This window comes from Pseudomonas sp. CFBP13528 (assembly GCF_005233615.1).
Classification (GTDB): Bacteria; Pseudomonadota; Gammaproteobacteria; order Pseudomonadales; family Pseudomonadaceae; genus Aquipseudomonas; species Aquipseudomonas fluorescens_AM.
The window spans coordinates 483,117-507,553 of sequence record NZ_QGAJ01000001.1; the positions used below are offsets into that span (position 1 = coordinate 483,117).

28 protein-coding genes are annotated in these 24,437 nt (G+C 61.7%); 10 read left to right on the forward strand and 18 right to left on the reverse strand.

All coding sequences use genetic code 11. The annotated features are described in order from the left end of the window. Nucleotides 1-48 precede the first annotated feature (48 nt). From PspCFBP13528_RS02275 to PspCFBP13528_RS02290, 4 genes are all read right to left on the reverse strand, one after another. Nucleotides 49-1,044 (reverse strand): hydrolase, encoded by a 996-nt coding sequence (locus PspCFBP13528_RS02275; RefSeq protein WP_137199565.1) that lies wholly within the window; start codon nucleotides 1,042-1,044, stop codon nucleotides 49-51. Nucleotides 1,045-1,176: 132 nt separating this feature from the next. Beyond that, nucleotides 1,177-1,782: a 16S rRNA (guanine(966)-N(2))-methyltransferase RsmD gene (gene rsmD, locus PspCFBP13528_RS02280; RefSeq protein WP_065949597.1), complete on the reverse strand. Its 606-nt coding sequence runs from the start codon at nucleotides 1,780-1,782 to the stop codon at nucleotides 1,177-1,179. Then, a complete protein-coding gene (locus PspCFBP13528_RS02285) occupies nucleotides 1,782-3,272 on the reverse strand; it encodes a pitrilysin family protein (protein ID WP_137199566.1) in 1,491 nt (496 codons plus the stop codon). The genes rsmD and PspCFBP13528_RS02285 overlap by 1 nt, the downstream gene beginning before the upstream one ends. Then, on the reverse strand, nucleotides 3,265-4,620 hold the full coding sequence (locus tag PspCFBP13528_RS02290; protein WP_101220189.1) for a pitrilysin family protein: 1,356 nt from the start codon (nucleotides 4,618-4,620) through the stop codon (nucleotides 3,265-3,267). Before PspCFBP13528_RS02290 ends, PspCFBP13528_RS02285 begins: the two co-directional genes overlap by 8 nt. A 231-nt stretch (nucleotides 4,621-4,851) precedes the next feature. On the opposite strand from PspCFBP13528_RS02290, the gene ftsY reads away from it, so the two are divergent. From ftsY to rpoH, 4 genes are all read left to right on the forward strand, one after another. Next, nucleotides 4,852-6,246: a signal recognition particle-docking protein FtsY gene (gene ftsY / locus PspCFBP13528_RS02295; RefSeq protein ID WP_137199567.1), complete on the forward strand. Its 1,395-nt coding sequence runs from the start codon at nucleotides 4,852-4,854 to the stop codon at nucleotides 6,244-6,246. Next, complete coding sequence (gene ftsE / locus PspCFBP13528_RS02300) at nucleotides 6,243-6,914, forward strand: cell division ATP-binding protein FtsE (RefSeq protein WP_003213784.1); 672 nt, start codon at nucleotides 6,243-6,245, stop codon at nucleotides 6,912-6,914. Before ftsY ends, ftsE begins: the two co-directional genes overlap by 4 nt. Then, entirely contained in the window at nucleotides 6,911-7,933 is a 1,023-nt protein-coding gene (gene ftsX, locus PspCFBP13528_RS02305) for a permease-like cell division protein FtsX (protein ID WP_065949593.1), read from the forward strand. Before ftsE ends, ftsX begins: the two co-directional genes overlap by 4 nt. Before the next feature lie 130 nt (nucleotides 7,934-8,063). Beyond that, nucleotides 8,064-8,918: an RNA polymerase sigma factor RpoH gene (gene rpoH / locus PspCFBP13528_RS02310; RefSeq protein WP_003176698.1), complete on the forward strand. Its 855-nt coding sequence runs from the start codon at nucleotides 8,064-8,066 to the stop codon at nucleotides 8,916-8,918. 130 nt (nucleotides 8,919-9,048) lie between these two features. Here the strand turns inward: rpoH and mtgA are convergent, their stop codons facing one another. Beyond that, nucleotides 9,049-9,771: a monofunctional biosynthetic peptidoglycan transglycosylase gene (mtgA, locus tag PspCFBP13528_RS02315; protein ID WP_137199568.1), complete on the reverse strand. Its 723-nt coding sequence runs from the start codon at nucleotides 9,769-9,771 to the stop codon at nucleotides 9,049-9,051. Between the two features lie 74 nt (nucleotides 9,772-9,845). Between mtgA and PspCFBP13528_RS02320 the strand changes: the two genes are divergently transcribed. The 4 genes from PspCFBP13528_RS02320 to trmB all read left to right on the forward strand — a co-directional run bounded on the left by PspCFBP13528_RS02320 (nucleotide 9,846) and on the right by trmB (nucleotide 12,084). Next, a complete protein-coding gene (locus PspCFBP13528_RS02320) occupies nucleotides 9,846-10,220 on the forward strand; it encodes a DUF423 domain-containing protein (protein ID WP_065949591.1) in 375 nt (124 codons plus the stop codon). A 79-nt stretch (nucleotides 10,221-10,299) separates the two neighbouring features. After that, nucleotides 10,300-10,500 carry a sulfur carrier protein ThiS gene (thiS, locus tag PspCFBP13528_RS02325; RefSeq protein WP_162515414.1) on the forward strand — a complete coding sequence of 67 codons (201 nt, stop codon included), beginning with the start codon at nucleotides 10,300-10,302 and terminating at the stop codon, nucleotides 10,498-10,500. Between the two features lie 54 nt (nucleotides 10,501-10,554). Continuing rightward, nucleotides 10,555-11,349: a thiazole synthase gene (locus PspCFBP13528_RS02330; RefSeq protein ID WP_065949589.1), complete on the forward strand. Its 795-nt coding sequence runs from the start codon at nucleotides 10,555-10,557 to the stop codon at nucleotides 11,347-11,349. A 9-nt stretch (nucleotides 11,350-11,358) separates the two neighbouring features. After that, nucleotides 11,359-12,084: a tRNA (guanosine(46)-N7)-methyltransferase TrmB gene (gene trmB / locus PspCFBP13528_RS02335; RefSeq protein ID WP_065949588.1), complete on the forward strand. Its 726-nt coding sequence runs from the start codon at nucleotides 11,359-11,361 to the stop codon at nucleotides 12,082-12,084. Between the two features lie 144 nt (nucleotides 12,085-12,228). On the opposite strand, the gene PspCFBP13528_RS02340 is transcribed toward trmB, so the two are convergent. From PspCFBP13528_RS02340 to PspCFBP13528_RS02380, 9 genes are all read right to left on the reverse strand, one after another. Next, nucleotides 12,229-12,552, reverse strand: a complete 324-nt coding sequence (locus tag PspCFBP13528_RS02340; protein ID WP_003176691.1) for a DUF3392 domain-containing protein — start codon at nucleotides 12,550-12,552, stop codon at nucleotides 12,229-12,231. Nucleotides 12,553-12,571: 19 nt separating this feature from the next. Beyond that, the gene (hemW, locus tag PspCFBP13528_RS02345; RefSeq protein ID WP_101220192.1) at nucleotides 12,572-13,774 is read right to left on the reverse strand and encodes a radical SAM family heme chaperone HemW; all 1,203 of its coding nucleotides are present in this window, start codon (nucleotides 13,772-13,774) and stop codon (nucleotides 12,572-12,574) included. Beyond that, nucleotides 13,771-14,367 carry an RdgB/HAM1 family non-canonical purine NTP pyrophosphatase gene (gene rdgB, locus PspCFBP13528_RS02350; RefSeq protein WP_137199569.1) on the reverse strand — a complete coding sequence of 199 codons (597 nt, stop codon included), beginning with the start codon at nucleotides 14,365-14,367 and terminating at the stop codon, nucleotides 13,771-13,773. Before rdgB ends, hemW begins: the two co-directional genes overlap by 4 nt. Further along, nucleotides 14,364-14,798: a DUF4426 domain-containing protein gene (locus PspCFBP13528_RS02355; protein WP_065949585.1), complete on the reverse strand. Its 435-nt coding sequence runs from the start codon at nucleotides 14,796-14,798 to the stop codon at nucleotides 14,364-14,366. The genes rdgB and PspCFBP13528_RS02355 overlap by 4 nt, the downstream gene beginning before the upstream one ends. Nucleotides 14,799-14,819: 21 nt before the next feature. Next, a complete protein-coding gene (metW, locus tag PspCFBP13528_RS02360) occupies nucleotides 14,820-15,440 on the reverse strand; it encodes a methionine biosynthesis protein MetW (protein ID WP_016972957.1) in 621 nt (206 codons plus the stop codon). Nucleotides 15,441-15,465: 25 nt separating this feature from the next. Further along, a complete protein-coding gene (locus PspCFBP13528_RS02365; protein WP_137199570.1) occupies nucleotides 15,466-16,608 on the reverse strand; it encodes a homoserine O-acetyltransferase in 1,143 nt (380 codons plus the stop codon). 193 nt (nucleotides 16,609-16,801) lie between these two features. Next, complete coding sequence (locus PspCFBP13528_RS02370) at nucleotides 16,802-17,389, reverse strand: YggT family protein (RefSeq protein ID WP_057723513.1); 588 nt, start codon at nucleotides 17,387-17,389, stop codon at nucleotides 16,802-16,804. Nucleotides 17,390-17,414: 25 nt separating this feature from the next. Continuing rightward, nucleotides 17,415-18,233, reverse strand: a complete 819-nt coding sequence (gene proC / locus PspCFBP13528_RS02375) for a pyrroline-5-carboxylate reductase (RefSeq protein WP_137199571.1) — start codon at nucleotides 18,231-18,233, stop codon at nucleotides 17,415-17,417. A gap of 33 nt (nucleotides 18,234-18,266) precedes the next feature. Further along, nucleotides 18,267-18,953 (reverse strand): YggS family pyridoxal phosphate-dependent enzyme, encoded by a 687-nt coding sequence (locus PspCFBP13528_RS02380; RefSeq protein ID WP_065949582.1) that lies wholly within the window; start codon nucleotides 18,951-18,953, stop codon nucleotides 18,267-18,269. Between the two features lie 57 nt (nucleotides 18,954-19,010). Between PspCFBP13528_RS02380 and PspCFBP13528_RS02385 the strand changes: the two genes are divergently transcribed. After that, a complete protein-coding gene (locus PspCFBP13528_RS02385; protein ID WP_137199572.1) occupies nucleotides 19,011-20,045 on the forward strand; it encodes a type IV pilus twitching motility protein PilT in 1,035 nt (344 codons plus the stop codon). 136 nt (nucleotides 20,046-20,181) lie between these two features. Here the strand turns inward: PspCFBP13528_RS02385 and PspCFBP13528_RS02390 are convergent, their stop codons facing one another. Further along, nucleotides 20,182-20,820: a C40 family peptidase gene (locus tag PspCFBP13528_RS02390; RefSeq protein ID WP_065949580.1), complete on the reverse strand. Its 639-nt coding sequence runs from the start codon at nucleotides 20,818-20,820 to the stop codon at nucleotides 20,182-20,184. Nucleotides 20,821-21,069: 249 nt separating this feature from the next. On the opposite strand from PspCFBP13528_RS02390, the gene PspCFBP13528_RS02395 reads away from it, so the two are divergent. Continuing rightward, complete coding sequence (locus tag PspCFBP13528_RS02395; RefSeq protein WP_065885354.1) at nucleotides 21,070-21,498, forward strand: TM2 domain-containing protein; 429 nt, start codon at nucleotides 21,070-21,072, stop codon at nucleotides 21,496-21,498. Between the two features lie 79 nt (nucleotides 21,499-21,577). On the opposite strand, the gene PspCFBP13528_RS02400 is transcribed toward PspCFBP13528_RS02395, so the two are convergent. Genes PspCFBP13528_RS02400 through pyrR form a run of 3 tightly spaced genes read right to left on the reverse strand, consistent with a single transcriptional unit; the run spans nucleotide 21,578 to nucleotide 24,381 of the window. Next, nucleotides 21,578-22,849: a dihydroorotase gene (locus PspCFBP13528_RS02400; protein ID WP_065949579.1), complete on the reverse strand. Its 1,272-nt coding sequence runs from the start codon at nucleotides 22,847-22,849 to the stop codon at nucleotides 21,578-21,580. Next, a complete protein-coding gene (locus PspCFBP13528_RS02405; protein WP_101220198.1) occupies nucleotides 22,846-23,850 on the reverse strand; it encodes an aspartate carbamoyltransferase catalytic subunit in 1,005 nt (334 codons plus the stop codon). Before PspCFBP13528_RS02405 ends, PspCFBP13528_RS02400 begins: the two co-directional genes overlap by 4 nt. A gap of 24 nt (nucleotides 23,851-23,874) precedes the next feature. Next, nucleotides 23,875-24,381 carry a bifunctional pyr operon transcriptional regulator/uracil phosphoribosyltransferase PyrR gene (gene pyrR / locus PspCFBP13528_RS02410; protein WP_065949577.1) on the reverse strand — a complete coding sequence of 169 codons (507 nt, stop codon included), beginning with the start codon at nucleotides 24,379-24,381 and terminating at the stop codon, nucleotides 23,875-23,877. Nucleotides 24,382-24,437: the final 56 nt, after the last annotated feature.

Genomic DNA, 24,437 nt, shown 5'->3' on the forward strand with positions numbered 1-24,437 from the left:
TCTGTTACTGATCCACCGCCATCGGGGGCAAGCCCCCTCCCACATTTTTTATCCGTGTTGTGCCAGTAGCCATTGGGGGATGCGGCGTTCCAGATAGTAGCCGGGGCGTTTCAGCGAACCCTCTACGAATCCCACATGTCCACCCTGGGCCAACAGCTCAAACTTCGTACAGTCTGATAGCTCACCGGCTTCGGGCAGGCTGTGGGCAAACACAAACGGATCATCAGCTGCCTGGATAATCAGGGTTGGCGTGCGTATAGCGCCCAGATAGTAGCGGCTCGACGCCTTGCGGTAATAATCCTCGGCGCTCTGGAAGCCGTGCAGCGGCGCAGTGACCCGCCCGTCGAAATCCCAGAACGTGCGCATTTTCTCCAGCGAACCCAGAGCTTCCAGGGCTTTCAATCCGTCTTGCCGACCGTCCTGCAGAAACTGGCGTTGCTTGACGCGGATATACGCCAGCATCTCGCGCATGAAGTGCTTCTGGTAGATCCGCGAAAACCCCAGCCCGATGCGATCCGCGCATTGGTCCAGGCGAAACGGCACCGATACCGCCGCCGCGCCTTGCAGCCCCGAAGCCGCACCGGTTTCGCCCAAATGCTTGAGCAACACGTTGCCGCCCAGGGAATAACCCACCGCATACAGGGGCGCCAAAGGTCGCTTGGCGCGCAGATGGGCGATCGCCGCCGCCAGGTCTTCGCTGGCACCGGAGTGATAGCTGCGAGCCAACAGGTTCGGCTCGCCCGAACAACCGCGCCAGTTCAACGCCACGCTGGCCCAGCCTTGGGCGGCGAGCACTTTTTGCAAACCGGCCACGTAAGGAGAGTTGGACGAACCGGTCAGCCCGTGCAGCACCAGCACCAGCGGCGCCTGCACGTCGTGGGGGCCGTGCCAGTCGAGGTCGAGAAAGTCGCCGTCTTCCAGCCACAGGCGTTCGCGTTGGCGCTCGATGTGGGTGGTCGGGCGCCACAGCGGCCCCCACAGTGTCTGCAAGTGGGGGTTGCCGAGGCCGAAGGCGGGTTTGAAGCGGTCCACAGAGGGAGTCATGAAATACTCGCTGCCGGACGAGCTTGCCTGCACTCCTGTAGGAGCGAGCTTGCTCGCGAAAAACGTTAACGATGACGCAGCGCTATCAGGCAGCCCGTGTCGCCTGTTCGACCTTCGCGAGCAAGCTCGCTCTTACAGGGCGCGGTGCCACAGCGCGTAATACACCCGCCCGGATTTCTGCTCCCGGTGCAGGCGCCAGCTGCCCGGCAGGCCGAGCGTCGACGGCGCGGTTTCGCTTTCAGTGTAGATCCATGCATCCGGCGCCAGCCACTGTCGTTCTTCCAGCAGCGTGCACACGGTCGGCAGCAGGTTCTGGTTGAACGGTGGGTCGAGGAACACCACGTCGTATTCGCTGGCAGCCTGGGTTTCCAGGTAGCGCAAGGCGTCGGCGGTCTGGACCTGGCCATTGGTGCAGCGCAAGGTACCCAAGTGTTCCTTGAGGCTGGACACCGCCACATTGCTCGCATCCAGCGCTTGTGCCTGGGCTGCGCCACGGGACAGCGCCTCCAGGAACAACGCGCCACTGCCAGCGAACGGGTCAAGTACCTTGGCGCCGCCGATGTACGGCGCCAGCCAGTTGAACAGGGTTTCGCGCACGCGATCCGGCGTCGGGCGCAGGCCCACGACATCGGGGAAGCTCAGCTTGCGGCTGCCCCATTCACCGCCAATGATGCGCAGTTGGCCCACACCGTTATGCACGTTGTGGACGGGTTTTTTCGGGCGAGATGAACTGGCCATTAATGCTCCGGAACCCCGAGCGGCTGCTCGGCGGGTTTATCAGTGGGGGGCGGTAGTGGCTTTTGCGCAATCGTCGGGCCGGCGGTCACGATGACCATCTTGTCGGCGCTCAAGTGTTTGTTCATTGCCGCCTTGACCTGCTCTACGGTCAGCGCCTGGGATTGTTTCATGAAATCTTCCAGATAGCTCAGCGGCAGGTTGTAGAAACCCATGGCCCCCAACTGCCCGACGATATCGGCGTTGCTGGCGGTGGACAGCGGAAAGCTGCCGGCCAGTTCGCGCTTGGCATCATCGAGTTCTTTCTGGGTGGGGCCGTTTTTGAGGTAGTCGGCCACCACGTCTTCAACCAGGCGCAGGGTGCCGCCGCTCATTTCGGCGCGGGTCTGCAGGTTGATCATGAACGGGCCACGCACCTGCATCGGCGAGAAACCGGAGTACACGCCGTAGGTCAGGCCGCGTTTTTCGCGCACTTCGCTCATCAGACGGGTGCCGAAGCCACCGCCGCCGAGAATCTGGTTGCCCAGGGACAAGGCTGCGTAATCCGGGTCTGCACGGTCGATGCCCAACTGCGCGAACAGCAGGTGGGTTTGCTTGGACGGAAACTCGATACGGCTCAGGCCGGCCTTTGGTTCCGTCGGCTGGGCAATCTTCGCCAGGGCCGGGCCCTTGGGCAGCGCGGCAGAAACCTTGGCAGTCATGGCTTCGGCTTCGGCACGGGTGAGGTCGCCGACCACCGCGATCACGGCATTGCCCGCCGCGTAGGCCTTGGCATGGAATGCCTGCATTTGTTGCACGGTAATCGCCGGAACGCTTTCAGGCGTGCCTTCGCTTGGGTGGGCATACGGGTGGTCGCCGTACAGGCGCTTGAACAGCTCGATGCTTGCCAGCTTGGCGGGGTTCTGCTTCTGGTATTCGAAGCCGGCCAGGATCTGGTTCTTGATGCGTGCCAGTGAATCGGCGGGGAACGTCGGCTTGCCGATCACATCATCGAACAGCGCCAGTGCGGCCTCGCGCTTGTCGCTGTCGCTCAAGCTGCGCAGGGACACCAGGGCCATATCGCGGTAGGCGCCATTGCCAAAATCGGCGCCCAGGCCTTCAAAGCCGCTGGCGATCTGGCTGACGTCCTTGCCCGGCACGCCTTCGTTGAGCATGGCGTTGGTCATCAAGGCCAGTCCCGGCACGTTGCCGTCCTGGCTGCTGCCGGCGGCGAACAGGATGCGCACGTCGAACATCGGCAATTCATGGGCTTCGACGAACAGCACCTTGGCGCCTTCGGCGGTGGTCCAGGTCTGTACGTCGAGCTTGCGGTTGGTCGGTGCTTTACCGTCCAGCTCAGCCAGCGATTGCAGCTTGCTGGCCGATTGAGCCTTGTCCAGCGCCGGGCTGGCAACGGACTCGCTCGGGCGCAGCAAATACACGGCACTGGCCGCGATCAGGGTAACGGCGATCAGGCCGGGCAGAATCAGGCGGCTGCTTTTGCGGTCACTCATGAGCGGTCTCCTCAGGCAAAACATGGGCGACGCTCAGACGTTCGCGGGTGAAATAAGTGCGCGCCGCCTTTTGGATATCCTCCGGGGTCACGCTTTGCAGGTCGGCAAGCTCAGTGTCCATCAGCTTCCACGACAGGCCGACGGTCTCCAGCGAACCGATGGCCGTGGCCTGGCTGGTGATGGAGTCGCGCTGGTAGACCACGCCTGCTATCACCTGGGCGCGGATGCGCTCGAGTTCTTCGGCGGTAGGCGGCTTGGCCTTGAGCTCTTCCAACAGGCGCCACAGGCCGGCTTCGGCTTGGGCGACGGTCTTTTTCTTCTGCTGGTTAGGCGTGGCGCTCAGCATGAACAGGGTATCGCCGCGGGTATAGGCGTCGTAATTGGTGGAGGCGGCGGAGACCAGTTCTTCACCGCGCTCCAACTGCTCGGAGATACGCGCGCTGTAGCCGCCGTCGAGCAGGGCCGAGATCAGGCGCAGGGCTTGGACCGAGCGCTTGTCTTCGGCCGTCGCAAGGCCGGGCACATTGAAACCGAGCATGACGCTCGGCAACTGGGTTTGCACGTGCAGGGTCAGCAGGCGCTCGCCGGGCTCGGCCAGCTCCATCGGAATCTTGGCGGGAGGGACGTCGCGCTTGGGGATCGGGCCGAAGTAGCGCTGGGCGAGGGTTTTCACCTCGTCCGGCGTGACATCGCCGACCACCACCAGGGTCGCGTTGTTCGGTACGTACCAGGCCTGGTACCAGTGGCGCAGTTCCTCGACCTTCATGCGTTCCAGGTCGGCCATCCAGCCGATGGTTGGCGTGTGATAGCCGCTGGCCGGGAAGGCCATGGCCTTGAAACGTTCAAAGGCCTTGGACATCGGGTTGTCGTCGGTGCGCAGGCGGCGCTCTTCCTTGATCACCTCGATTTCGCGGCTGAACTCATCGGCCGGCAGGCGCAGGCTGGCCATGCGGTCGGCTTCCAGCTCGAAGGCCACGCCCAGGCGGTCACGGGCCAGCACTTGATAGTACGCGGTGTAGTCGTCACTGGTGAACGCGTTTTCTTCGGCGCCCAGGTCGCGCAGGATCAGCGAGGCTTCGCCGGGGCCGACCTTGGCGCTGCCCTTGAACATCATGTGTTCCAGGGCGTGGGACAAACCGGTCTGGCCCGGGGTTTCGTAGCTCGAGCCCACCTTGTACCAGACTTGGGAAACCACCACCGGCGCACGATGATCTTCGCGCACGACGACCTTGAGGCCGTTGTCGAGGGTGAATTCGTGGGTGGGTTGTGGATCGGCAGCCAAAGCTGAAAGGGGCAGACAAACTGTGCTGAGCAGCAGGCCTGCGGCGCGGCGGGCTAGAGCATTCATTCGTTTTTTAACCTGTTGGACTGCCCGCTTGGTCTTAGCGTCGGCGGGCGAGGAGGTGCTAGGATACTGATCCGACTCAGGGACGGCCACTGTGGCTGTCCTGTTAAGGCTCTATTTAGGCCTTCAAAATGTTGCGCATGAACGAGCTGGCTAAAAAACAGTCTGTTACGCATCGAATTTTATTTACCGAAGCGCCGCTTGGCGCGTCGCTACCTTGAGATAGCCGTCTCCATGTTTGGTTCCAACGACGACAAGAAGACCCCAGCTGCGGCTGGCGAGAAAAAAGGCCTGTTCGGATGGCTGCGCAAAAAGCCGCAGGAAACCGTCGTCGAACAGCCGCAGGTTCAACCCGAACCTACCCCTGAGCCTAGAGTAGAAGCCGAGCCGGTTGCCGAAACACCGGCGCCGGTGGTGTTGCCGATTGCGGAGCCGGTGTTGCAGCCGGTGGTCGAGGCAGAACCTGCGCCTGAACCTGAACCCGAGCACAAACCGTGGCTGGAACTGCCGGTGGCCGAAGAGCCGGTGGCACTGGTTGAGGATGTGCAGGCTGAACACGTGACGCCGCCCATTCCTGTGGCGCCGCCGGTAGAGGTTGTCGTCACGGCACCCCCAGCAGTCGAAATGCCTGCTGAAGTGCCAGCTGCAGTTGCCGTGCCTGCGGTCATCGAAGAGCCCGCCGCACCCGCCGAAACCAGTAAAACCGGCTTCTTCGCCCGCCTTAAACAGGGCCTGAGCAAAACCAGCGCCAGTATCGGCGAAGGCATGGCCAGCCTGTTCCTCGGCAAAAAGACCATCGATGACGAGCTGCTGGAAGACATCGAAACCCGCCTGCTCACCGCAGACGTGGGCGTGGAAGCCACCGCCGTGATCATCCAGAGCCTGACCCAGAAGGTCGCGCGCAAGCAGTTGACCGACGCGGACGCGTTGTACAAATCCTTGCAGGCCGAGCTGGCCGCCATGCTCAAACCCGTTGAAGCGCCGCTGGTGATTACGCCGAAGAAACCTTTCGTGATCCTGGTCGTGGGCGTCAACGGCGCCGGCAAGACCACCACCATCGGCAAGCTGGCCAAAAAGCTGCAAGGCGAGGGCAAGAAAGTCATGCTCGCCGCCGGCGACACCTTCCGTGCCGCTGCCGTCGAGCAGCTGCAAGTGTGGGGTGAGCGCAACAAGATCCCGGTGATCGCCCAGCACACGGGTGCCGACTCCGCTTCGGTGATCTTCGATGCCGTGCAGGCCGCCAAGGCCCGTAACATCGATGTGTTGATTGCCGACACCGCCGGTCGCCTGCACACCAAAGACAACTTGATGGAAGAGCTGAAGAAAGTCCGCCGTGTGATCGGCAAGCTCGACGCCGATGCCCCCCATGAAGTGCTGCTGGTGCTGGACGCCGGTACCGGCCAGAACGCCATCAGCCAGGCCAAGCAATTCAACCAGACGGTGCAACTGACCGGCCTGGCCTTGACTAAGCTCGACGGCACGGCCAAGGGCGGTGTGATTTTCGCCCTGGCCAAACAGTTCGGGTTGCCGATTCGTTACATCGGCGTCGGTGAAGGCATCGACGACCTGCGCACTTTTGAAGCCGAACCCTTTGTACAGGCACTGTTTGCCGAGCGGGAGCGTTCATGATTCGATTCGAACAGGTCGGTAAACGCTACGCCAACGGGCATGTGGGCTTGCATGAGCTGAGCTTTCGAGTACGGCGGGGCGAGTTTTTGTTTGTGACCGGTCACTCCGGCGCCGGTAAGAGCACGTTGTTGCGCCTGCTGCTGGCCATGGAGCGGCCGACCACCGGCAAGCTGTTGCTGGCGGGCCAGGACCTGGCCACCATCAGCAATGCGCAGATCCCGTTCCTGCGCCGTCAGATCGGCGTGGTGTTCCAGAACCACCAGTTGCTGTTTGATCGCACAGTGTTCAACAACATCGCCTTGCCCCTGCAGATTCTAGGGCTGTCCAAGGCCGAGATCGTCAAACGGGTGGATTCGGCGCTGGAGCGCGTGGCGTTGTCGGACAAGACCGACCTCTACCCCGGCGACCTGTCCACCGGCCAGCAACAACGCGTGGGTATCGCCCGCGCCATCGTCCACCGCCCGGCCTTGCTGCTGGCGGACGAGCCCACCGGTAACCTCGACCCGCGCCTGGCGGCCGAGATAATGGGGGTGTTCGAAGACATCAATCGCCTGGGCACCAGCGTATTGATCGCCAGCCACGACCTGGCCCTGATCGCCCGCATGCGCCACCGCATGCTGACCCTGCAACGCGGTCGCCTGATCGGTGACGGGGAGGCCGGCGTATGAGTGCAACACGCAGCCCTAAAGTATCCGAACGCGTGGCGCCGAAACCGGCCGACCCGCAACCGAAAAAGAAAAAGCGCGACGATGACGACGGCCCGGACTTTGGCACCCTGTTGCGTGCCTGGATCGAAAGCCACCGCGCCAGCCTGCTCGACAGTCTGCGCCGCCTGGGCAAGCAGCCGATCGGCAGCTTTTTCACCTGCCTGGTGATGGCCGTGGCCCTGAGCCTGCCGATGGGCTTGTCGTTGCTGCTTAATAATGTCGAGCGCCTGGGCGGTTCCTGGCAGCGCGCGGCGCAGATTTCGCTGTACCTGAACCTGGATGCCAGCACTCAGCAAGGCGAAGCGCTGCGCGACGATATCAAGAACATGCCGGGCGTGGCGGAGGCCGAATACATCAGCCGCGACCAGGCACTTGAGGAGTTCCAGCAACAATCCGGCCTCGGCGAGGCGCTCAAGGAGCTGCCGCAGAACCCGTTGCCGGGCGTGGTGCTGGTGACACCGAACGAGGTGGACAAGCCGGCCCTGGAAGCCCTGCGACAGAAACTTGCAGAACTGCCCAAGGTGCAACAGGCCCAACTTGATCTAGTCTGGGTAGAGCGCCTGGCCGCGATCCTCAAGCTGGGCGACCGCTTCGTGTTCGGTTTGACGGTGTTGCTGGTGTCTGCATTACTTTTGGTGATAGGTAATACCATTCGTCTTCATATTGAAAACCGCCGCACCGAGATAGAAGTGATTAAACTGGTCGGCGGCACGGACAGCTATGTGCGTCGTCCTTTTCTGTACATGGGCGCGCTTTATGGCTTCGGTGCCGGGGTTTTGTCCTGGGGCTTGCTGGCTTTTGGCCTGGACTGGCTGAACGATGCGGTTATCGGGCTGGCCGGCTTGTACGGCAGCGATTTTGCCCTGGCTGGCGTGCCGGTAGCCGATGGCCTGAGCCTCTTGCTTGGCGCGGTGCTGTTGGGGTATATCGGTGCGTGGATTGCGGTCGCACGGCATTTACGTGAGCTGGCACCGAAATAGTTAATGTCAGGGTAATGTAGTTTCGTTTGTATTGACCTTGTCAGCAGTTTAGGGAACTTGTCCTACGGTTCCCCGGTCAATTTTCGCAGTGCTGAACTGCACGAGTTATGTGAGTCGGAGGTTTTTTCGTATGACCACTTCTTTGCAACCTGCTTATGCCTTGGTCCCGGGTGCGAACCTGGAAGCCTATGTGCACACGGTAAACAGCATTCCATTGCTGACGCCCGAGCAGGAGCGTGAACTGGCCGAGAGTCTCTACTATGAGCAGGATTTGGGGGCGGCTCGGCAGATGGTGCTCGCCCACCTGCGTTTTGTCGTACATATCGCCCGTAGCTATAGCGGCTACGGCCTGGCCCAGGCTGACCTGATCCAGGAAGGCAACGTCGGCCTGATGAAGGCTGTAAAGCGCTTCAACCCTGAGATGGGCGTGCGCCTGGTATCGTTTGCCGTGCACTGGATCAAGGCGGAAATCCACGAGTTCATCCTGCGCAACTGGCGCATCGTGAAAGTGGCGACTACCAAGGCCCAGCGCAAGCTGTTCTTCAACCTGCGCAGCCAGAAGAAACGCCTGGCGTGGCTGAACAATGAGGAAGTCCACCGTGTGGCCGAAAGCCTCGGCGTGGAGCCCCGTGAAGTGCGCGAGATGGAAAGCCGCCTGACCGGCCATGACATGGCCTTCGACCCGGCTGCCGAAGCAGACGACGACAGCGCCTTCCAATCGCCGGCCAATTATCTGGAAGACCACCGGTACGACCCGGCGCGTCAACTGGAAGATGCCGACTGGAGCGACAACTCCAATCACAACCTGCACGAAGCGCTGGAAGTGCTGGACGACCGCAGCCGTGACATTCTCTACCAGCGTTGGCTGGCGGAAGAAAAAGCCACGCTGCACGACCTGGCGCAGAAGTACAACGTGTCGGCCGAGCGGATCCGTCAGCTTGAGAAAAGCGCGATGAACAAGCTGAAACTGTCGATCGCCGCCTAAACCTGCTGGCAGCACTGAGTCAAAATGTGGGAGGGGGCTTGCCCCCGATTGCAGTGGAACAGTCACTTAGATGTCGACTGATACTCTGCTATCGGGGGCAAGCCCCCTCCCACATTTGTTTTGTGTTGTGTCAGTCGGACCAGGGGGCCTTGCGGGAGTTGCTCAGCTCAACCAGATAACCTTCGCCGCCCAGTTGACTCATCTGCTGGCGAATCCACGCCGCGCGCCGCGCCACATAGGCGGTCGGATGGCTGGCGCTCCAGACGCGCGGGTTCGGCAATACGGCCGCCAGATAGCTGGCCTGCTGCCGCGAGAGCCCCTTGGCGCTCACGCCAAAGTGATGCCGCGCCGCCGCTTCTGCGCCAAACACGCCCTCATCCCACTCCACGCTGTTGAGGTACACCTCAAGAATGCGCTGCTTGGGCCATAGCACTTCGATCAATCCGGTAAACCAGGCTTCCAGGCCTTTGCGCAGATAGCTGCGGCCGGTCCACAGGAACAGGTTCTTCGACACCTGCTGGCTCAACGTACTGGCTCCCCGGATCGAACCGCCGCGTTCGTTGTGCAGGATCGCTGCCTGGATCGCGCCAAAGTCAAAGCCCCAGTGCTGCGGGAAACGCTGGTCTTCACCGGCCATCACCGCCACTTTGAGGTCATCGGAAATCTCGTCCCACGGCACCCAGCTGCGCTGCAGGTCAATCGGCTCGCCGTCGATCCAGGATTCGACCTTGCGTTCCACCATCAACGCAGTGAACGGCGGCGGTACGACGCGAAACAGCAGCACCAGCAGCACACTGCCGATGGCGAACCATTTCAGGACGTTGAGAAAGCGTTTGAAGAGGACACGCAGCATAGAGATGGCTTGGCCGAACCCGTTGAGCGGGCCATTATACAGACCCTGCCCGATGAGTCTGACTGGAGTTCCTCATGCTGCGTAGCTTTCTGATGCTGGCTGCTTTTTTCGGTTTCACCGGTGTCGCCCTGGGCGCCTTCGCCGCCCACGGCCTGAAGAACCGCCTGAGCGCCGATTACCTGGCGATCTTCCATACCGGCGTGACCTATCAACTGGTGCACACCCTGGCTTTATTTGGGGTGGCCCTGCTGGCCGCGCATATTCCCGGGCGACTGGTCACCTGGGCGGGTGTTTCGTTTGTCGTCGGTATTTTGCTGTTCTCCGGCAGCCTGTATGTGTTGACGATGACCGGGATCAGCAAGCTGGGCATCATCACGCCGTTTGGCGGCCTGGCTTTCCTGCTCGGCTGGTTCTTCCTGGGCTTGGCGGCGTGGCGCTTGCAGCTTTGACCGCTTGACGCTTGGAGCTGACCTTCAGGTCCCAATCGCGTTAGAATGCCGGCCCCTAAAAACGATGGCGGCCCGTGGCATGCGCATTCAGTTGAACGGCGAACCCCTTGATCTGCCCGACGGTGAAACCGTTGCGGCCCTGCTGGCCCGCCTGGATTTGACCGGGCGTCGCGTCGCAGTGGAGCTCAACCTGGATATCGTCCCGCGCAGCCAGCACGAAGGCACCGCGCTCAGCGAGGGTGACCAGGTCGAAGTGGTCCACGCCATCGGCGGCGGCTAGTCGCCCCGGCTGTAACGCATTCTGCAGAACCTCACCCCATTACGAGGATTTCCCATGAGCATCGTTCGTAGCGACAAGCCCTTCGTCCTGGCCGGTCGTACCTACCCGTCCCGTCTGCTGGTCGGCACCGGCAAATACCGCGACATGGAAGAAACCCGTCTGGCCATCGAAGCCTCGGGCGCCGACATCGTTACCTTCGCCGTGCGTCGCACCAACCTTGGCCAGATCGCGGGCGAGCCGAACCTGCTCGAAGTGCTGTCGCCGCAGCGCTACACCTTTTTGCCGAACACCGCCGGCTGCTATGACGCCATCGAAGCCGTGCGCACCTGCCGCCTGGCCCGTGAGTTGCTCGACGGCCACAATCTGGTGAAGCTGGAAGTGCTGGCCGACCAGAAAACCCTGTTCCCCAACGTGATCGAAACCCTCAAGGCCGCCGAAACCCTGGTCAAGGAAGGCTTTGACGTGATGGTCTACACCAGCGATGACCCGATCATCGCGCGCCAGCTGGCAGAAATCGGCTGCATTGCGGTAATGCCGCTGGCCGGCTTGATCGGCTCCGGCCTGGGTATCTGCAATCCGTATAACCTGCAGATCATCCTTGAAGAAGCCAAAATCCCGGTGCTGGTGGACGCGGGCGTGGGCACGGCCTCCGACGCCACCATCGCCATGGAGCTGGGCTGCGACGCGGTGCTGATGAACTCGGCCATCGCCCATGCCCAGCAACCGATCATGATGGCCCAGGCCATGCAACACGCAATCGTCGCGGGCCGCCTGGCCTACCTCGCCGGTCGCATGCCGAAAAAACTCTATGCCAGCGCCTCTTCGCCGCTGGATGGTCTGATCAAGTAAGAGCTATTGATGACTGAATCAAACGAAACGCCGAACACCCTGGAAGCGGGCGACGAGTCCAAGCACCGCCGCATCAAGAGCTTTGTGATGCGCGCCGGTCGCATGACCGAAGGCCAGCAAAAGGGCCTTGAGCAAGGCACGCCTCTGTTCGTATTGCCGCTGGCCGACGCGCCGGTGGACTACGACCAGGTATTCGGCCGTTCGGCCCCGCGCTCCCTGGAAATCGGTTTCGGCATGGGGCATTCCTTGCTGGAAATGGCTGCGGCCGCGCCGGAGCAGGATTTCATCGGTGTGGAAGTGCACCGCCCAGGCGTCGGTGCGTTGCTTAACGGCGTGCTGACTCAGGGCCTGACCAATCTGCGGGTCTATGATTGCGACGCGATTGAAGTGCTCAACCGCTGCATCGCCGACAACAGCCTCGACCGGCTGATGCTGTTCTTCCCCGACCCCTGGCACAAGGCCCGTCACCACAAGCGTCGCATCGTCCAGGCTTCCTTCGCGGAACTGGTGCGCAGCAAGCTGAAAGTGGGTGGCATCCTGCACATGGCCACCGACTGGGAACCGTATGCCGACTACATGCTGGAAGTGATGAACGTCGCCCCCGGCTACCGCAACCTGGCCGAAGACGGCAAATGCGTACCGCGCCCGGCGGAGCGCCCGATCACCAAGTTCGAACGCCGTGGCGAGCGGTTGGGGCATGGGGTGTGGGATTTGAAGTTCGAGAAGCTGGCCTGAGACCTGCTTCGAATTTGAAATGCAGTAAAAATGTGGGAGGGGGCTTGCCCCCGATAGCGGTGTATCAGTCAAAGATTGGGTGACTGGTCCACTGCAATCGGGGGCAAGCCCCCTCCCACAGTTGGTTTTGTGTTGGGCTTGAGATCAGCGGCGGTCGGCGACTACGCCGATCAACACCAGCACCACCACCAACACCGGCGCCAGGCTGTAGTTATTGAACTGGCTCAGCCCTCGCACAATCCACGGTGTGGCGTAGATCAACGCCGCGCCGCTGCCGATCATGCACAGCAGGGCCATCAAGGGCACGCGCAACGCACCGGCAATGCTGCCCAGGCGAGCTTCGACCCAGCCCTTGATGTCGGCGCCGAACAGCACCAGCAGACAGCCGACCAGGGCCAGGGAGATTTCCGACAGGTTGCTACGGCTCCAGCGGGATACGGTGGCGAGCAGGTCGAGTACCAGGTCCATTTGATTTCCTTAAAAAGCGTCAGCTCAAAAACGTCTGCAACAGGTCATTGAGAAAGAGTTGCCCGCGGTCGGTCGCCGCCAGGCGTGACGGTTCGACCTGCATTAAGCCACTTTGTTCTGCCTCGCGGCGCCCTTCGTCGAGGCTCGCCAGGTCAAGCCCGGTGCGCTCGGCATAGAGCCTGGCGTCGACCCCTTCAGTGAGGCGCAGGGCGTTCATCAGGAACTCGAACGGCAGCTCTTCGTTGGTCAGCTCTTTCGCCCCGGCCTGGAAGCTTTTGGCCGGGTTGAGGTAGTCCTTAGGTGCGCGGGTTTTCCAGGTGCGTACGATGCGCCCGTCGGGGTGGCTGAGCTTGCCATGGGCGCCGGCGCCGATACCGATGAAGTCGCCAAAGCTCCAGTAATTGAGGTTATGCCGCGCCGGCCGTCCCGGTTGGGCGTAGGCCGACACTTCATATTGCTGGTAGCCGTGCTCGGCGAGCAGCGCCTGGCCGGCTTCCTGGATATCCCACAGCGTATCGTCTTCGGGCAGCGCGGGCGGCTGGTTCCAGAAGACGGTATTGGGTTCCAGGGTCAGTTGGTACCAGGACAAGTGCGTCGGTTTGAGCGCAATGGCCTGGCGCAGGTCGCCCAGGGCGTCGTCAAGGGACTGGTTGGGCAGGCCGTGCATCAAGTCCAGGTTGAAGTTATCGAACCCGGCCTGGCGCGCCATACCAGCGGCGCGCACCGCTTCGTCGCCATTGTGGATACGGCCCAGGGCTTCAAGCTTCTCTTGCTGGAAGCTCTGGATCCCGATGGACAGGCGATTGATCCCCAGCTTGCGGTACGCCACGAACTTCTCTTGTTCGAAGGTGCCTGGGTTGGCTTCCAGGGTGATTTCGATATCGCCGGCAAACGGGATGCGCGCTTGCACGCCTTTGAGCAGGCGCCCCAGCGCGTCAGCGCTGAACAGGCTGGGCGTGCCGCCGCCGAAGAAGATCGAGCTCAGCTTGCGGCCATGGACCGCGTGCAGGTCTTGATCGAGATCGGCGAGCAACGCGTCCACGTACTCTTCTTCCGGCAATACTTTGCTTGCGGTATGGGAGTTGAAGTCGCAATACGGGCATTTGCGCACACACCACGGAATGTGGATGTACAACGCCAGGGGCGGCAGCACAGGCAAGGCCGCCCGGGGTGTTTGCGCGCCACCGTGGATCAGCGGCTGCGCAGAGGTGTTCTGGGTCATTTCAAGCCCAGGCGCTGGCGCAGTAACGCCATGGCGCGGGCGCGGTGGCTGATCTGGTTCTTGTCGGCCGGGCTCAATTCGGCGCTGGAGACATTGCGCTCCGGCACCCAGAACAGTGGGTCGTAGCCAAAGCCATGCTCACCGCTGGCGGCATGCAGGATACGCCCGTGCCACAAGCCTTCGCACAGGATCGGCAGCGGGTCATCGGCGTGTCGCACCAGGGCCAGCACGCAGACAAACTGTGCGCCACGCTCGGCGTCGGGCACGTCCTTGAGGGCGTCCAGCAGCTTGGTATTATTGGCCGCGTCGCCCTTGCCATCGGCGTAGCGTGCCGAATAGATGCCCGGCGCGCCGCCGAGGAAATCCACCGCCAGGCCCGAGTCATCCGCCAGGGCCGGCAGGCCGGAGATACGTGCGGCGTTGCGCGCCTTGAGGATGGCGTTCTCGACGAACGACAAGCCGGTTTCTTCCGGTTCTACCTGGCTGAACTCGCCAATCGAACGCAGTTGCACGGATTCACCGATCATGGCCTGCAGTTCCTTGAGTTTGCCGGCGTTATGGCTGGCCAGTACGAGTTGGGTAAGCTTCATCATTCGGCCGGGAACAGTTCTTGGTTGAATTGGAAGCCGTGGGCTTTGCCACCGGTTTCAACATTGATGGTAAACGTCTTGTATTCCCGCTGGGTCACCGAATAGGGCGCGAGGTAGCTGATCCCGCCTTTCTCTTCGATTTGCTTGAAGGTCAGGATCTCGCTTTTGCCGCCCAGGTCCTTGATGGTACCGGTGACCTGGGCTGCGACCGGTGTGACGCCTTTGATCACCGTCACATTGATCAAACCCTTCTCTTTGCTGCGCACTATGCCGACGTCTTGAGCGGTCTCGGGTGGCAGAAAACTGGAGGTAAAGGTGTTGTAGTGAACCGTGATATCGCCGAAATCTTTCTTGCGGTTAGCGTCGATAGCGTCCGCAGCCACGGCGTTGGCGCCCAGGCAGGCGGTCAGTAGAAAAACAGCCAGACGATTCATGAGCGTCCCTCTTGATAATGATTAGACGGCAATCTTGTGGTCGGTCAGGCCAGGACTGCTGACCCGGTAGATACCGATTTCGCCCAACAGGTTGGGCCATAGCTTACTCGCCCAGCCGTGGCGGTGCTGTTGATCGACGGCAAGGCGGTTGATCACCTTGGCTTCACGCTCGCCACACAGGGCTTCGAAGTCTTCGAAAGTGCAAAAGTGGATGTTCGGCGTGTTGTACCAGGTGTACGGCAGGAAGTCCGACACCGGCATGCGACCCTTGGTGGCCAGGTACCAGCGGCAGCGCCAGTGACCGAAGTTGGGGAAAGTGATGATGCATTGGCGGCCGACGCGCAGCATTTCGTCAAGGATACGGTCCGGGTAGTGCACCGCTTGCAACGCCTGGGTCATCACCACGATGTCGAAGCTGTTGCTGGCAAAGTTGCCGAGGCCCTTGTCCAGGTCCTGCTCGATCACGTTGATGCCCTTGGCCACGCACTGGGCGATGTTGTCCGGGTCGTTTTCCAGGCCGTAGCCGGTGACTTGCTTGTTGTCGCGCAGCCAGCTCAGCAACTCGCCATCGCCGCAGCCCAGGTCGAGCACGCGACTGCCGGCGGGGATCCAGTCTTGGATGATTTCCAGGTCGGCTCTCATGGCGTTCTCCCAAAGCGTAAGCAATTCATATAAGCGCTATTCGGTTCATGTAATTGCTGAACGCCTGCAAGTAACGGGGGATCGGAATCAGGAAGGCGTCGTGGCCCTGCGGTGCATCGATCTCCAGATAGCAGACGTCTTTCTTCGCAGCCATCAGGGCGTCCACCAGTTCGCGCGAGCGCGCCGGCGAGAAGCGCCAGTCGGTGGTGAACGACATGACGCAGAACTTGGCCGTGGCGTGCTCGAAGGTTTTCGCCAGGTCGTCGTCATGGTTCGCGGCCGGGTCGAAGTAGTCCAGCGCCTTGGTCATCAGCAGGTAGGTATTGGCGTCGAAACGCCCGGAGAACTCCTCGCCCTGATAACGCAGGTAGCTTTCCACCTGGAACTCGACGCTGTGGAAGTCGTAGTTGAGCTTTTCGCTCTTGAGCCCACGGCCGAATTTTTCGCCCATGGAATCATCGGACAGGTAGGTGATGTGCCCGACCATCCGCGCCAGCATCAGGCCGCGCTTGGGGATCACGCCGGCTTCCTGGAACGAACCACCGTGGAACTCGGGGTCGGTGAGGATGGCCTGGCGCGCCACTTCGTTGAAGGCAATATTCTGCGCCGACAACTTGGGGGCCGAGGCGATTGCGAGGCAATGACGCACGCGATCCGGGTAGGTGATGGTCCATTGCAGGGCCTGCATGCCGCCCAGGCTGCCGCCGATCACGGCGGCCCATTGGTCGATGCCCAGCAGGTCGGCGAGGCGCGCCTGGCTGTGCACCCAGTCCTCCACGGTCAGCACCGGGAAGTCGGCGCCGAAGGGCTTGCCGGTTTCCGGGTTGAGGCTGCTGGGACCAGTGGAACCGTTGCAGCCGCCGAGGTTGTTCAGGCTGACCACGAAGAACTTAGTGGTGTCGGTGGGCTTGCCGGGGCCGATGCAGCTGTCCCACCAGCCGGGCTTGCGCTCGTCGACGCTGTGGAAGCCCGCGGCGTGATGGTGGCCGGACAAGGCGTGGCAGATCAGCACGGCGTTGCTCGCCGTGGCATTCAGTTGGCCGTAGGTTTCGTAGATCAGGTCGTAGGCTGGCAGCGAACGGCCACAGGCCAGGGCCAGCGGTTCGCTGAAGTGCGCCACTTGAGGCACGACCAGTCCAACGGAATCGGGGGGGAAGGCAGTTGGCATCGACCCTGCTCTCGTTTAAATGAGGCGTAAGTCTAAAGAGCGGGGGACCCAGCGGCAAGCAATGGCCTGCATCAGTAGACGGATACAAAATGTGGGAGGGGGCTTGCCCCCGATAGCAGTGGATCAGTCAGCTTATTTGTAACTGACCCACCGCAATCGGGGGCAAGCCCCCTCCCACATTTTTTAGCGCATTTCAGATAAGGCCGAACAGCTCTTTAGGCATGAACGCATAGAACGCCAAACGCGGAATCACCCAGCTCTGAATCAGTTGGATCGCGATGAACGCGAAGATCGGCGAAATATCCAGCCCGCCCAGGTTCGGGATCAGGCGACGGAATGGCGCCAATACGGGCTCGGTGATCTGATACACCAGCTCGGCACCCGGACTGCGGCTGCCCGGTGCGACCCAGGAAAGGATCACGCTGATGATCATCGACCAGAAGATGATCTTCAAGAACAGCGAGAAAATGCCAATCAGCGCCCATGGCAGCAGCAGCACCGTGAAGGCCTGGTAGCCGTTGAGCATCAGGATCACCACAAACAGCAGGATCTGCAACAGCAGTGCCAGTACCAGCGACGACATGTCCAGCCCGAACAGGCTCGGGATCACCCGGCGCAGCGGCTTGAGCAGGGGTTGGGTGGCCTTGACCACGAACTGGCACAGCGGGTTGTAGAAGTTCGCCCGCACCAGTTGCAGGATAAAGCGCATCAGCACGATCAGCAGGTACAGGCTGCCCAGGGTCTGGATGATGAAGACGGCAGCGTCATTGATTCCGAGCATGTTTGATTACCTTGGTAAGGGACGACTATTTGCCCAGTTGTTCGGCCATTTCGGCTGAACGATGTGCCGCGGCACCCAGTGCTTTTTCCACCAGGGCTTCAAAGCCCCCGGCCTGGAACGATTCGATGGCGGCGTGTGTGGTGCCGCCCGGGGACGTTACCCGGCGGCGCAGTTCAGCCGCATCCACGTCGCTGGACACCGCCATCTTCGCGGCGCCCAGGGCGGTCTGCTCGGCCAGTTGCTCGGCAACGTCGGCGGGCAGGCCCAGTTTCACGCCGGCGGCGGTCATGGCTTCGATCAACAGAAAAAAGTACGCCGGACCGCTGCCGGAAACGGCGGTGACCGCGTCCAGTTGCTGCTCATGCTCCAGCCACAGAGCGATGCCCACGGCGGATAACAGTTGCTGGGCTTGATCACGCTGCGCGGCGCTGACGTCGGCGGTGGCGTACAAACCGCTCACGCCCTGGCGCAACAACGACGGAGTATTCGGCATGCAGCGTACGATCGGCTGGGCGCCGAGCCAGTTGTTCATGCTGGCGCAGGTGATACCGGCAGCGATGGACACCACCAGTTGATGGGCCTGCAGGCTCGGGCGCAAGCTTTCGCACACGGCTTTCATGGCTTGGGGCTTGACCGCCAGCAGGATCACGTCGACGCCTTCGATGGCCTCGGCGTTGTCGGCAAAGGTTTCAATGCCGTGTTCGGCGCTGACACGGGCACGGGTCTCGGCGCCCGGGTCGCTGGCGCGAATCTGCGCAGCGTCCAGGCCCTTGGCCCGCAGGCCGCCGATCAGGCTGGCCGCCATGTTACCGGCGCCGATAAAGGCAATACGCATGTCTTTCATGACAGGTCCTTAGCTAAATGAACGTCAGCCATTTCACGGCTGGCCGTAGTCACGGGCACCAAACAGCGCGGTACCGATCCGCACCCAGGTGGCGCCTTGAGCGATGGCCGACTCGAGGTCGTGGCTCATGCCCATGGAAAGTGTGTCGAGCGCCAGGGCCAGGCTGCCTTGCAGCTCGCGCACCGCGGCGAACGCTGCATCTTGCGCAGCGCGATCTTCAGTCGGTTCGGGGATCGCCATCAAGCCCCGCAGCTTCAGGCGCGGCAGGGCGCTGATGGCGTTGGCCAGGGCCGGCAGGTCGGCGGGCGTACAGCCGGACTTGCTGGCTTCGCCACTGACGTTGACCTGGATGCAGATATTCAGCGCAGGCAGGTCGACAGGGCGTTGTTCGGACAGGCGTTGTGCGATTTTCAGGCGGTCCACGGAATGCACCCAGGCGAAGTTCTCGGCGATCGCGCGAGTCTTGTTCGATTGAATGGGGCCGATGAAGTGCCAACTCAAGGGCAGGTCGGATAATTGCGCCTGTTTGCCCAAGGCTTCCTGCAGGTAGTTTTCACCAAAATCATGCATCCCTGCGGCATAGGCTTCGCGTACGGCTTGCGCCGGTTTGGTCTTGCTCACCGCCAGCAGGTGGATGCCGCTTGCGTCACGCTGCACGGCGTCGGCGGCGGCGCGGATGCGCTGGCTAACCAAGCCGATGTTGTCTGCTATCGTCGACATTCAAGTTGCGCCCGTGGATATGGAGTCCGCGGCATTCTACTGGAAATGGAAAGCCCTATGGATATCACTGAATTACTGACTGCCAGTGTGCGCCGTGGCGCTTCCGACCTGCATCTGTCGGCCGGCCTTGCGCCGATGTTGCGCATCGATGGCGAGGTCTGGCCGCTGGATTGCCCGGTGCTGGCCGGGTCGCAGGTAGCGGATTTATTGAGCCCTTTGCTCAACCAGTACCAACAAAAGGATTTCGAAACATCTCTTGAAACAGACTTTGCCTTCGAGCTGCCCGGCGTGGCGCGCTTTCGCGTGAATGTGTTCCAGCAGGAGCGGGGAGTGGGGGCGGTGTTTCGCACTATTCCCAGCGACATCCAGAGCCTGGAAAGCCTTGGCCTGGGCGAGGTATTCCAGCGTATCGCGCAGCTGCCGCGCGGCCTGGTGCTGGTGACCGGGCCCACCGGCTCAGGCAAGTCCACCACCTTGGCGGCGATGATCGATTATCTGAATCGGCATCGACGCCAGCACATTCTCACGCTGGAAGACCCCATCGAGTTTATCCACAGGCCGAAAATGGCGCTGATCAACCAGCGCCAGGTGCATCGCGATACCCACAGCTTCTCGGTGGCGCTGCGCTCGGCATTGCGCGAAGACCCGGACGTGATCCTGGTGGGCGAACTCCGTGACCTGGAAACCATCCGCCTGGCGCTGACGGCCGCTGAGACGGGGCATCTGGTGTTTGGCACCTTGCACACCACCTCGGCGGCAAAGACGGTAGACCGGCTGGTGGACGTGTTCCCGGCCGGCGAAAAGGCCATGGTCCGCTCGATGCTGTCGGAGTCGTTGCAGGCGGTGGTCTCTCAGTTGCTGGTCAGGAAGATCGGCGGCGGACGTGTCGCGGCTCACGAAATCATGCTGAGCACGCCGGCTATTCGTAATCTGATCCGCGAAGACAAAGTGGCGCAGATGGTCTCGGCGATCCAGACCGGCGGGGCGTTGGGGATGCAAATGCTGGATATGCGCTTGAAGGCGCTGGTGAACGAGGGGGTAATCAGCCCAGAGGAGGCGCGGGAGAAGGCGAGGGTGCCGGCAGATATATAGCTCGCAAGACCAACACAAAACAAATGTGGGAGGGGGCTTGCCCCCGATAGCGGTGTATCAGCCAATGAATCTGTTGACTGATACTCTGCCATCGGGGGCAAGCCCCCTCCCACATTTACTGCATTTGAGCCTGGAATCAGCGCTGCACGATCCGCAGGGTGTTGTTCTGCTCTTTGGGCAGCACCCGCTTGGCGATCACATAGTTCTTGTCCCAGAACGGCTTTTTCAGTGTATCGATGCTCACCGACTTGCCGCGACGCGGCGCGTGGATAAAGCGGTCGTTACCCAGATAGATGGCAACGTGGTTGACCTGGCGGCTCTTGAGCTTGAAGAACAGCAAATCGCCCGGCTTCAGGTCTTTGCGATCGACTTTCAAGCCGTGGCCGGCCGCCATGGCGTTGGACGTACGCGGTAAATCCACCGCCTTGACGTCGTTGAATGCATATTTTACCAGGCCGCTGCAGTCGAACCCTTTACTTGGGCTGCTGCCGCCCCAACGATAAGGAGTACCGAGCACGTTCACGGCGCGGCTGAGGACATTGCTGCTCTGCTTGGTGTTCACGCCCAGCTGGGTGGAAAGCACTTTGCCGTGGGCCTTGCTCAGTTGAGTCGGGCGGCTGACGGTGGGCTTTGCCGATTTGGCGGTGCTGGGCGTGCTATGAACTTTGGGAGTAAAACCGTTAACGTTTGGAAGACGTTGCTCACGATTGGTGGCGTGGGCGGCCAGTGGCATTAATAGGCAAATGGTTAGCCATGTCTTGATAAATGGTCGCATTAGGCGTGGCTCATATGGGTTTGCGCGCAACTTTATAACAGCTTTTTGTGCTGTTCTCAGGCCGTTTGTCGACTGAACCTTGGGGTCAAATTCGGAAAAAACGCGACGATTAGCCGCAATTGTCCTACACAAGTCAGGTGGCATAAGGGTTTGAGGGCAGAACGATACCATTTACCGTGCGTCGGGCGCCCGTAAAAAAGTCACAAAAAAAATGAACAAATTTATCTATTGAGTGAAAAGAGGTCCTTCATGAACACCTATCAACAGGTTGCTTCGCAGCAAGACACCCACAGCAAGGTGATCGGTTACCTGCTATGGATTTTCGGCTTCACCGGAGCGCATCGCTTCTATTACGGCAAGCCGGTCACCGGGACGATCTGGTTTTTCACCTTCGGCCTGCTGGGTATTGGCTGGCTGATCGACCTGTTCCTGATCCCGGCGATGGACCGTGAAGCCGACCTGCGTTTTACCGCCGGGCCCATCGAATACAACGTGGCCTGGATTCTGTTGGCGTTCCTGGGTGTGTTCGGCGTGCACCGGATGTACCAGGGCAAATGGATCACCGGCCTGATCTACCTGTTGACCGGCGGCTTGTTCCTGATTGGGGTGCTGTACGACTTCTGGACGTTGAACAGTCAGGTTTCGATCCGCAATGCCGAGCGCAATGGCGGACGCTGATCTCTCGGCCACATAGAGAACCACATGTGGGAAGGGGCTTGCCCCCTCCCACATTTACTGTGTCCACTTGAGGGCTGTCTCAAGCCTGGTAGCTGATCCGCCCATCCACCAGTGTGTAGCGCACCGTGGCCGGCAGGCTGTGGCCGATGAACGGGCAGTTTTCGCCTTTGGACAGCCAGTGTTCCCCGGCCACCGTGGAACTCGCCGGGTCAAACAGCACCAGGTCCGCCGCCGAACCCACCGTCAACTTACCCGCCGGCAGGCGTAAGGCCTCGGCCGGGCCCGCGCTCAGACGGGCCAACAGCGTAGGCAGGTCCAGCAGGCCATCCTCCACCAAGGTCATTGCCAACGGCAGCAGCAACTCGACACTGCTGATGCCTGGCTCGGTGGCACCAAACGGCGCCAGCTTGGCATCGCGCTCGTGGGGCTGGTGATGGCTGGAGATCGCCGAGACCACGCCTGACTTCACCGCCGCACGCAAACCCTCACGATCGGCCAGGGTACGCAGCGGCGGTTGCACGTGGTAGAGGCTGGAGAAGTCGATCAGCGCCTCATCGGTCAGGATCAACTGGTACAGCGCCACGTCCGCCGTCACCGGCAAGCCACGGGCCTGGGCCTGGGCGATCAGGGCGACGCCGCGGGCGCTGGTCAACTGGCTGAAATGCGCGCGTACGCCGCTTTGTTCCACCAGCAACAGGTCACGGGCCAGGGCCACGGTTTCTGCGGTTTCCGGGATGCCCGGCAAGCCGAGGAAGCTGGCCACCGCGCCTTCATGGGCCAGGCCGCCTTCAGCCAGGTCGCGGTCCTGGGAATGAAAGATCACCGTCAGGTCGAACGTGGCCGCGTATTCCAGGGCCCGGCACAGGGTGCGCGTGCTGCGAAAGCTCTCCAGGCCGTTGCTGAACGCCACGCAACCGGCGTCGCGCAAGGCGATCAGTTCAGCCAGTTGCTCGCCCTCCAGGCCTTTGCTCAGCGCGCCCACAGGGAACACTTTGCAGTTGCCCGCTTCACGGGCGCGGTCGAGGATCAGCTCGGTGACCGCCGAGGTGTCCAGGACCGGCTTGGTGTTGGGCGGGCAGCACAGGCTGGTTACGCCACCGGCGGCGGCGGCGCGGGTTTCGCTGGTGATGTTGCCTTTGCGGCTGTAGCCCGGCTCGCGCAGGGCGACGTTGAGGTCCACCAGCCCAGGCGCTGCGATCAGGCCTTTGGCGTCGATGCTTTCGACTGCGCTGAAGCCTGCGGGCGCGGCACCGATGGCGATAATCTTGCCGGCGTCCAGGTGAAGGTCGGTAACGTGATCCAGGCCGCTGGCCGGATCGATGACTCGGGCGCCGAGAATGCTGAGCTTCACTGGGCGTTCTCCTGCTCGAATTGACGTTGCGCGGTTTGCCCGCTCATGGCCATGGACAGCACGGCCATGCGGATGGCGATGCCGTAGGTTACCTGGTTGAGAATCACCGACTGCGGGCCGTCGGCCACCGCCGATTCGATTTCCACCCCTCGGTTGATCGGGCCCGGGTGCATCACGATCGCATCCGGCTTGGCGCCGGCCAGCCGCGCGGTGGTCAGGCCGAACAGGCGGTAGAACTCGCCCTCGCTGGGCAGCAGGCCACCCGCCATGCGTTCGCGTTGCAGGCGCAGCATGATCACCACGTCCACATCCTTGAGGCCTTCGGCCATGTTGGTATAGACCTTCACGCCGTACTGCTCGATGCCGATGGGCAGCAGCGTTTTCGGGGCGATCACACGAATGTCCGGGCAGCCCAGGGTTTTCAGGGCCAGCATGTTCGAGCGCGCGACCCGCGAGTGCAGGATGTCACCGACAATGGCCACCGAGAGGTTTTCAAAGCCGCCCTTGTGCCGACGGATGGTGAGCATGTCGAGCATGCCCTGGGTCGGGTGGGCGTGGCGGCCGTCGCCGCCATTAATGATCGCCACATTCGGGCACACGTGTTCGGCGATGAAATGCGCGGCGCCGGAGTCTCCGTGGCGGACCACGAACATGTCGGCGGCCATGGCCTCCAGGTTGCGCAGGGTGTCGAGCAGGGTTTCGCCCTTGCTGGCCGACGAGGTGGACACGTTCAGCGTGATCACGTCGGCCGACAGTCGCTGCGCCGCCAGTTCAAAGGTGGTGCGGGTGCGCGTGGAGTTCTCGAAGAACACGTTGCAGATGGTCTTGCCGCGCAGCAGCGGGACCTTCTTCACCGCCCGGCCACCGACTTCGAGGAACGAGTCGGCGGTGTCGAGGATTTCGGTGAGCAGTTCGCGGGGCAAACCATCGAGGGACAGGAAGTGTTGCAACTGGCCCTGAGCATTGAGCTGCAGCGGGCGCTTGGCATCTAGAGGCGTCATCGCGGGGACTCTTTACAAGGCGGTTTAAAGGGCAAGGTCTTGCAGTTCGAGTTCGAGCGGCGTGGGACCGGACAATTTTACCCGCTGGTGGGCTTGCAAAGACAGCGTCGCGCCAACCACATCCGGGCTGATCGGCAATTCGCCAGCCTCCAGGTCCAGCAGGCACACCAGCGTGATACTGGCCGGGCGGCCGTAGTCGAACAGCTCATTCATGGCTGCGCGTATGGTGCGGCCGCTCATCAGCACGTCGTCGATCAGCACCAGGTGCTGGCCTTCGACCTCGAACGGCAGGGCCGAGGGTTGCACTTGCGGGTGCAGGCCGTTCTGGCTGAAATCGTCACGGTAGAAGGACACATCCAGCGTACCCAGGGGCGAATCGCTGCCCAGCGCTTCCAACAAGGCCTGGGCCACCCACACACCGCCGGTGCGGATGCCAATGAAGCGCGGTTCGCTGATGGCACGATGCTCCAGGTGCGCGTTGAGGTGTAACGCCATCTGGCTGATCAGTTCGGCGGGATTGGGCAGGCTCATGGTGGCTCCTTATTAAGTGTGTAGGAGCGAGCTTGCTCGCGAAAAACTCATGGGCA

Excerpts from the sequence above, each read along its gene's own strand:
- PspCFBP13528_RS02275 (WP_137199565.1), bottom strand. The coding sequence starts at position 1,044 with ATGACTCCCTCTGTGGACCGCTTCAAACCCGCCTTCGGCCTCGGCAAC.
- rsmD (WP_065949597.1), bottom strand. The coding sequence starts at position 1,782 with ATGGCCAGTTCATCTCGCCCGAAAAAACCCGTCCACAACGTGCATAAC.
- PspCFBP13528_RS02285 (WP_137199566.1), bottom strand. The coding sequence starts at position 3,272 with ATGAGTGACCGCAAAAGCAGCCGCCTGATTCTGCCCGGCCTGATCGCC.
- PspCFBP13528_RS02290 (WP_101220189.1), bottom strand. The coding sequence starts at position 4,620 with ATGAATGCTCTAGCCCGCCGCGCCGCAGGCCTGCTGCTCAGCACAGTT.
- ftsY (WP_137199567.1), top strand. The coding sequence starts at position 4,852 with ATGTTTGGTTCCAACGACGACAAGAAGACCCCAGCTGCGGCTGGCGAG.
- ftsE (WP_003213784.1), top strand. The coding sequence starts at position 6,243 with ATGATTCGATTCGAACAGGTCGGTAAACGCTACGCCAACGGGCATGTG.
- ftsX (WP_065949593.1), top strand. The coding sequence starts at position 6,911 with ATGAGTGCAACACGCAGCCCTAAAGTATCCGAACGCGTGGCGCCGAAA.
- rpoH (WP_003176698.1), top strand. The coding sequence starts at position 8,064 with ATGACCACTTCTTTGCAACCTGCTTATGCCTTGGTCCCGGGTGCGAAC.
- mtgA (WP_137199568.1), bottom strand. The coding sequence starts at position 9,771 with ATGCTGCGTGTCCTCTTCAAACGCTTTCTCAACGTCCTGAAATGGTTC.
- PspCFBP13528_RS02320 (WP_065949591.1), top strand. The coding sequence starts at position 9,846 with ATGCTGCGTAGCTTTCTGATGCTGGCTGCTTTTTTCGGTTTCACCGGT.
- thiS (WP_162515414.1), top strand. The coding sequence starts at position 10,300 with ATGCGCATTCAGTTGAACGGCGAACCCCTTGATCTGCCCGACGGTGAA.
- PspCFBP13528_RS02330 (WP_065949589.1), top strand. The coding sequence starts at position 10,555 with ATGAGCATCGTTCGTAGCGACAAGCCCTTCGTCCTGGCCGGTCGTACC.
- trmB (WP_065949588.1), top strand. The coding sequence starts at position 11,359 with ATGACTGAATCAAACGAAACGCCGAACACCCTGGAAGCGGGCGACGAG.
- PspCFBP13528_RS02340 (WP_003176691.1), bottom strand. The coding sequence starts at position 12,552 with ATGGACCTGGTACTCGACCTGCTCGCCACCGTATCCCGCTGGAGCCGT.
- hemW (WP_101220192.1), bottom strand. The coding sequence starts at position 13,774 with ATGACCCAGAACACCTCTGCGCAGCCGCTGATCCACGGTGGCGCGCAA.
- rdgB (WP_137199569.1), bottom strand. The coding sequence starts at position 14,367 with ATGATGAAGCTTACCCAACTCGTACTGGCCAGCCATAACGCCGGCAAA.
- PspCFBP13528_RS02355 (WP_065949585.1), bottom strand. The coding sequence starts at position 14,798 with ATGAATCGTCTGGCTGTTTTTCTACTGACCGCCTGCCTGGGCGCCAAC.
- metW (WP_016972957.1), bottom strand. The coding sequence starts at position 15,440 with ATGAGAGCCGACCTGGAAATCATCCAAGACTGGATCCCCGCCGGCAGT.
- PspCFBP13528_RS02365 (WP_137199570.1), bottom strand. The coding sequence starts at position 16,608 with ATGCCAACTGCCTTCCCCCCCGATTCCGTTGGACTGGTCGTGCCTCAA.
- PspCFBP13528_RS02370 (WP_057723513.1), bottom strand. The coding sequence starts at position 17,389 with ATGCTCGGAATCAATGACGCTGCCGTCTTCATCATCCAGACCCTGGGC.
- proC (WP_137199571.1), bottom strand. The coding sequence starts at position 18,233 with ATGAAAGACATGCGTATTGCCTTTATCGGCGCCGGTAACATGGCGGCC.
- PspCFBP13528_RS02380 (WP_065949582.1), bottom strand. The coding sequence starts at position 18,953 with ATGTCGACGATAGCAGACAACATCGGCTTGGTTAGCCAGCGCATCCGC.
- PspCFBP13528_RS02385 (WP_137199572.1), top strand. The coding sequence starts at position 19,011 with ATGGATATCACTGAATTACTGACTGCCAGTGTGCGCCGTGGCGCTTCC.
- PspCFBP13528_RS02390 (WP_065949580.1), bottom strand. The coding sequence starts at position 20,820 with ATGCGACCATTTATCAAGACATGGCTAACCATTTGCCTATTAATGCCA.
- PspCFBP13528_RS02395 (WP_065885354.1), top strand. The coding sequence starts at position 21,070 with ATGAACACCTATCAACAGGTTGCTTCGCAGCAAGACACCCACAGCAAG.
- PspCFBP13528_RS02405 (WP_101220198.1), bottom strand. The coding sequence starts at position 23,850 with ATGACGCCTCTAGATGCCAAGCGCCCGCTGCAGCTCAATGCTCAGGGC.
- pyrR (WP_065949577.1), bottom strand. The coding sequence starts at position 24,381 with ATGAGCCTGCCCAATCCCGCCGAACTGATCAGCCAGATGGCGTTACAC.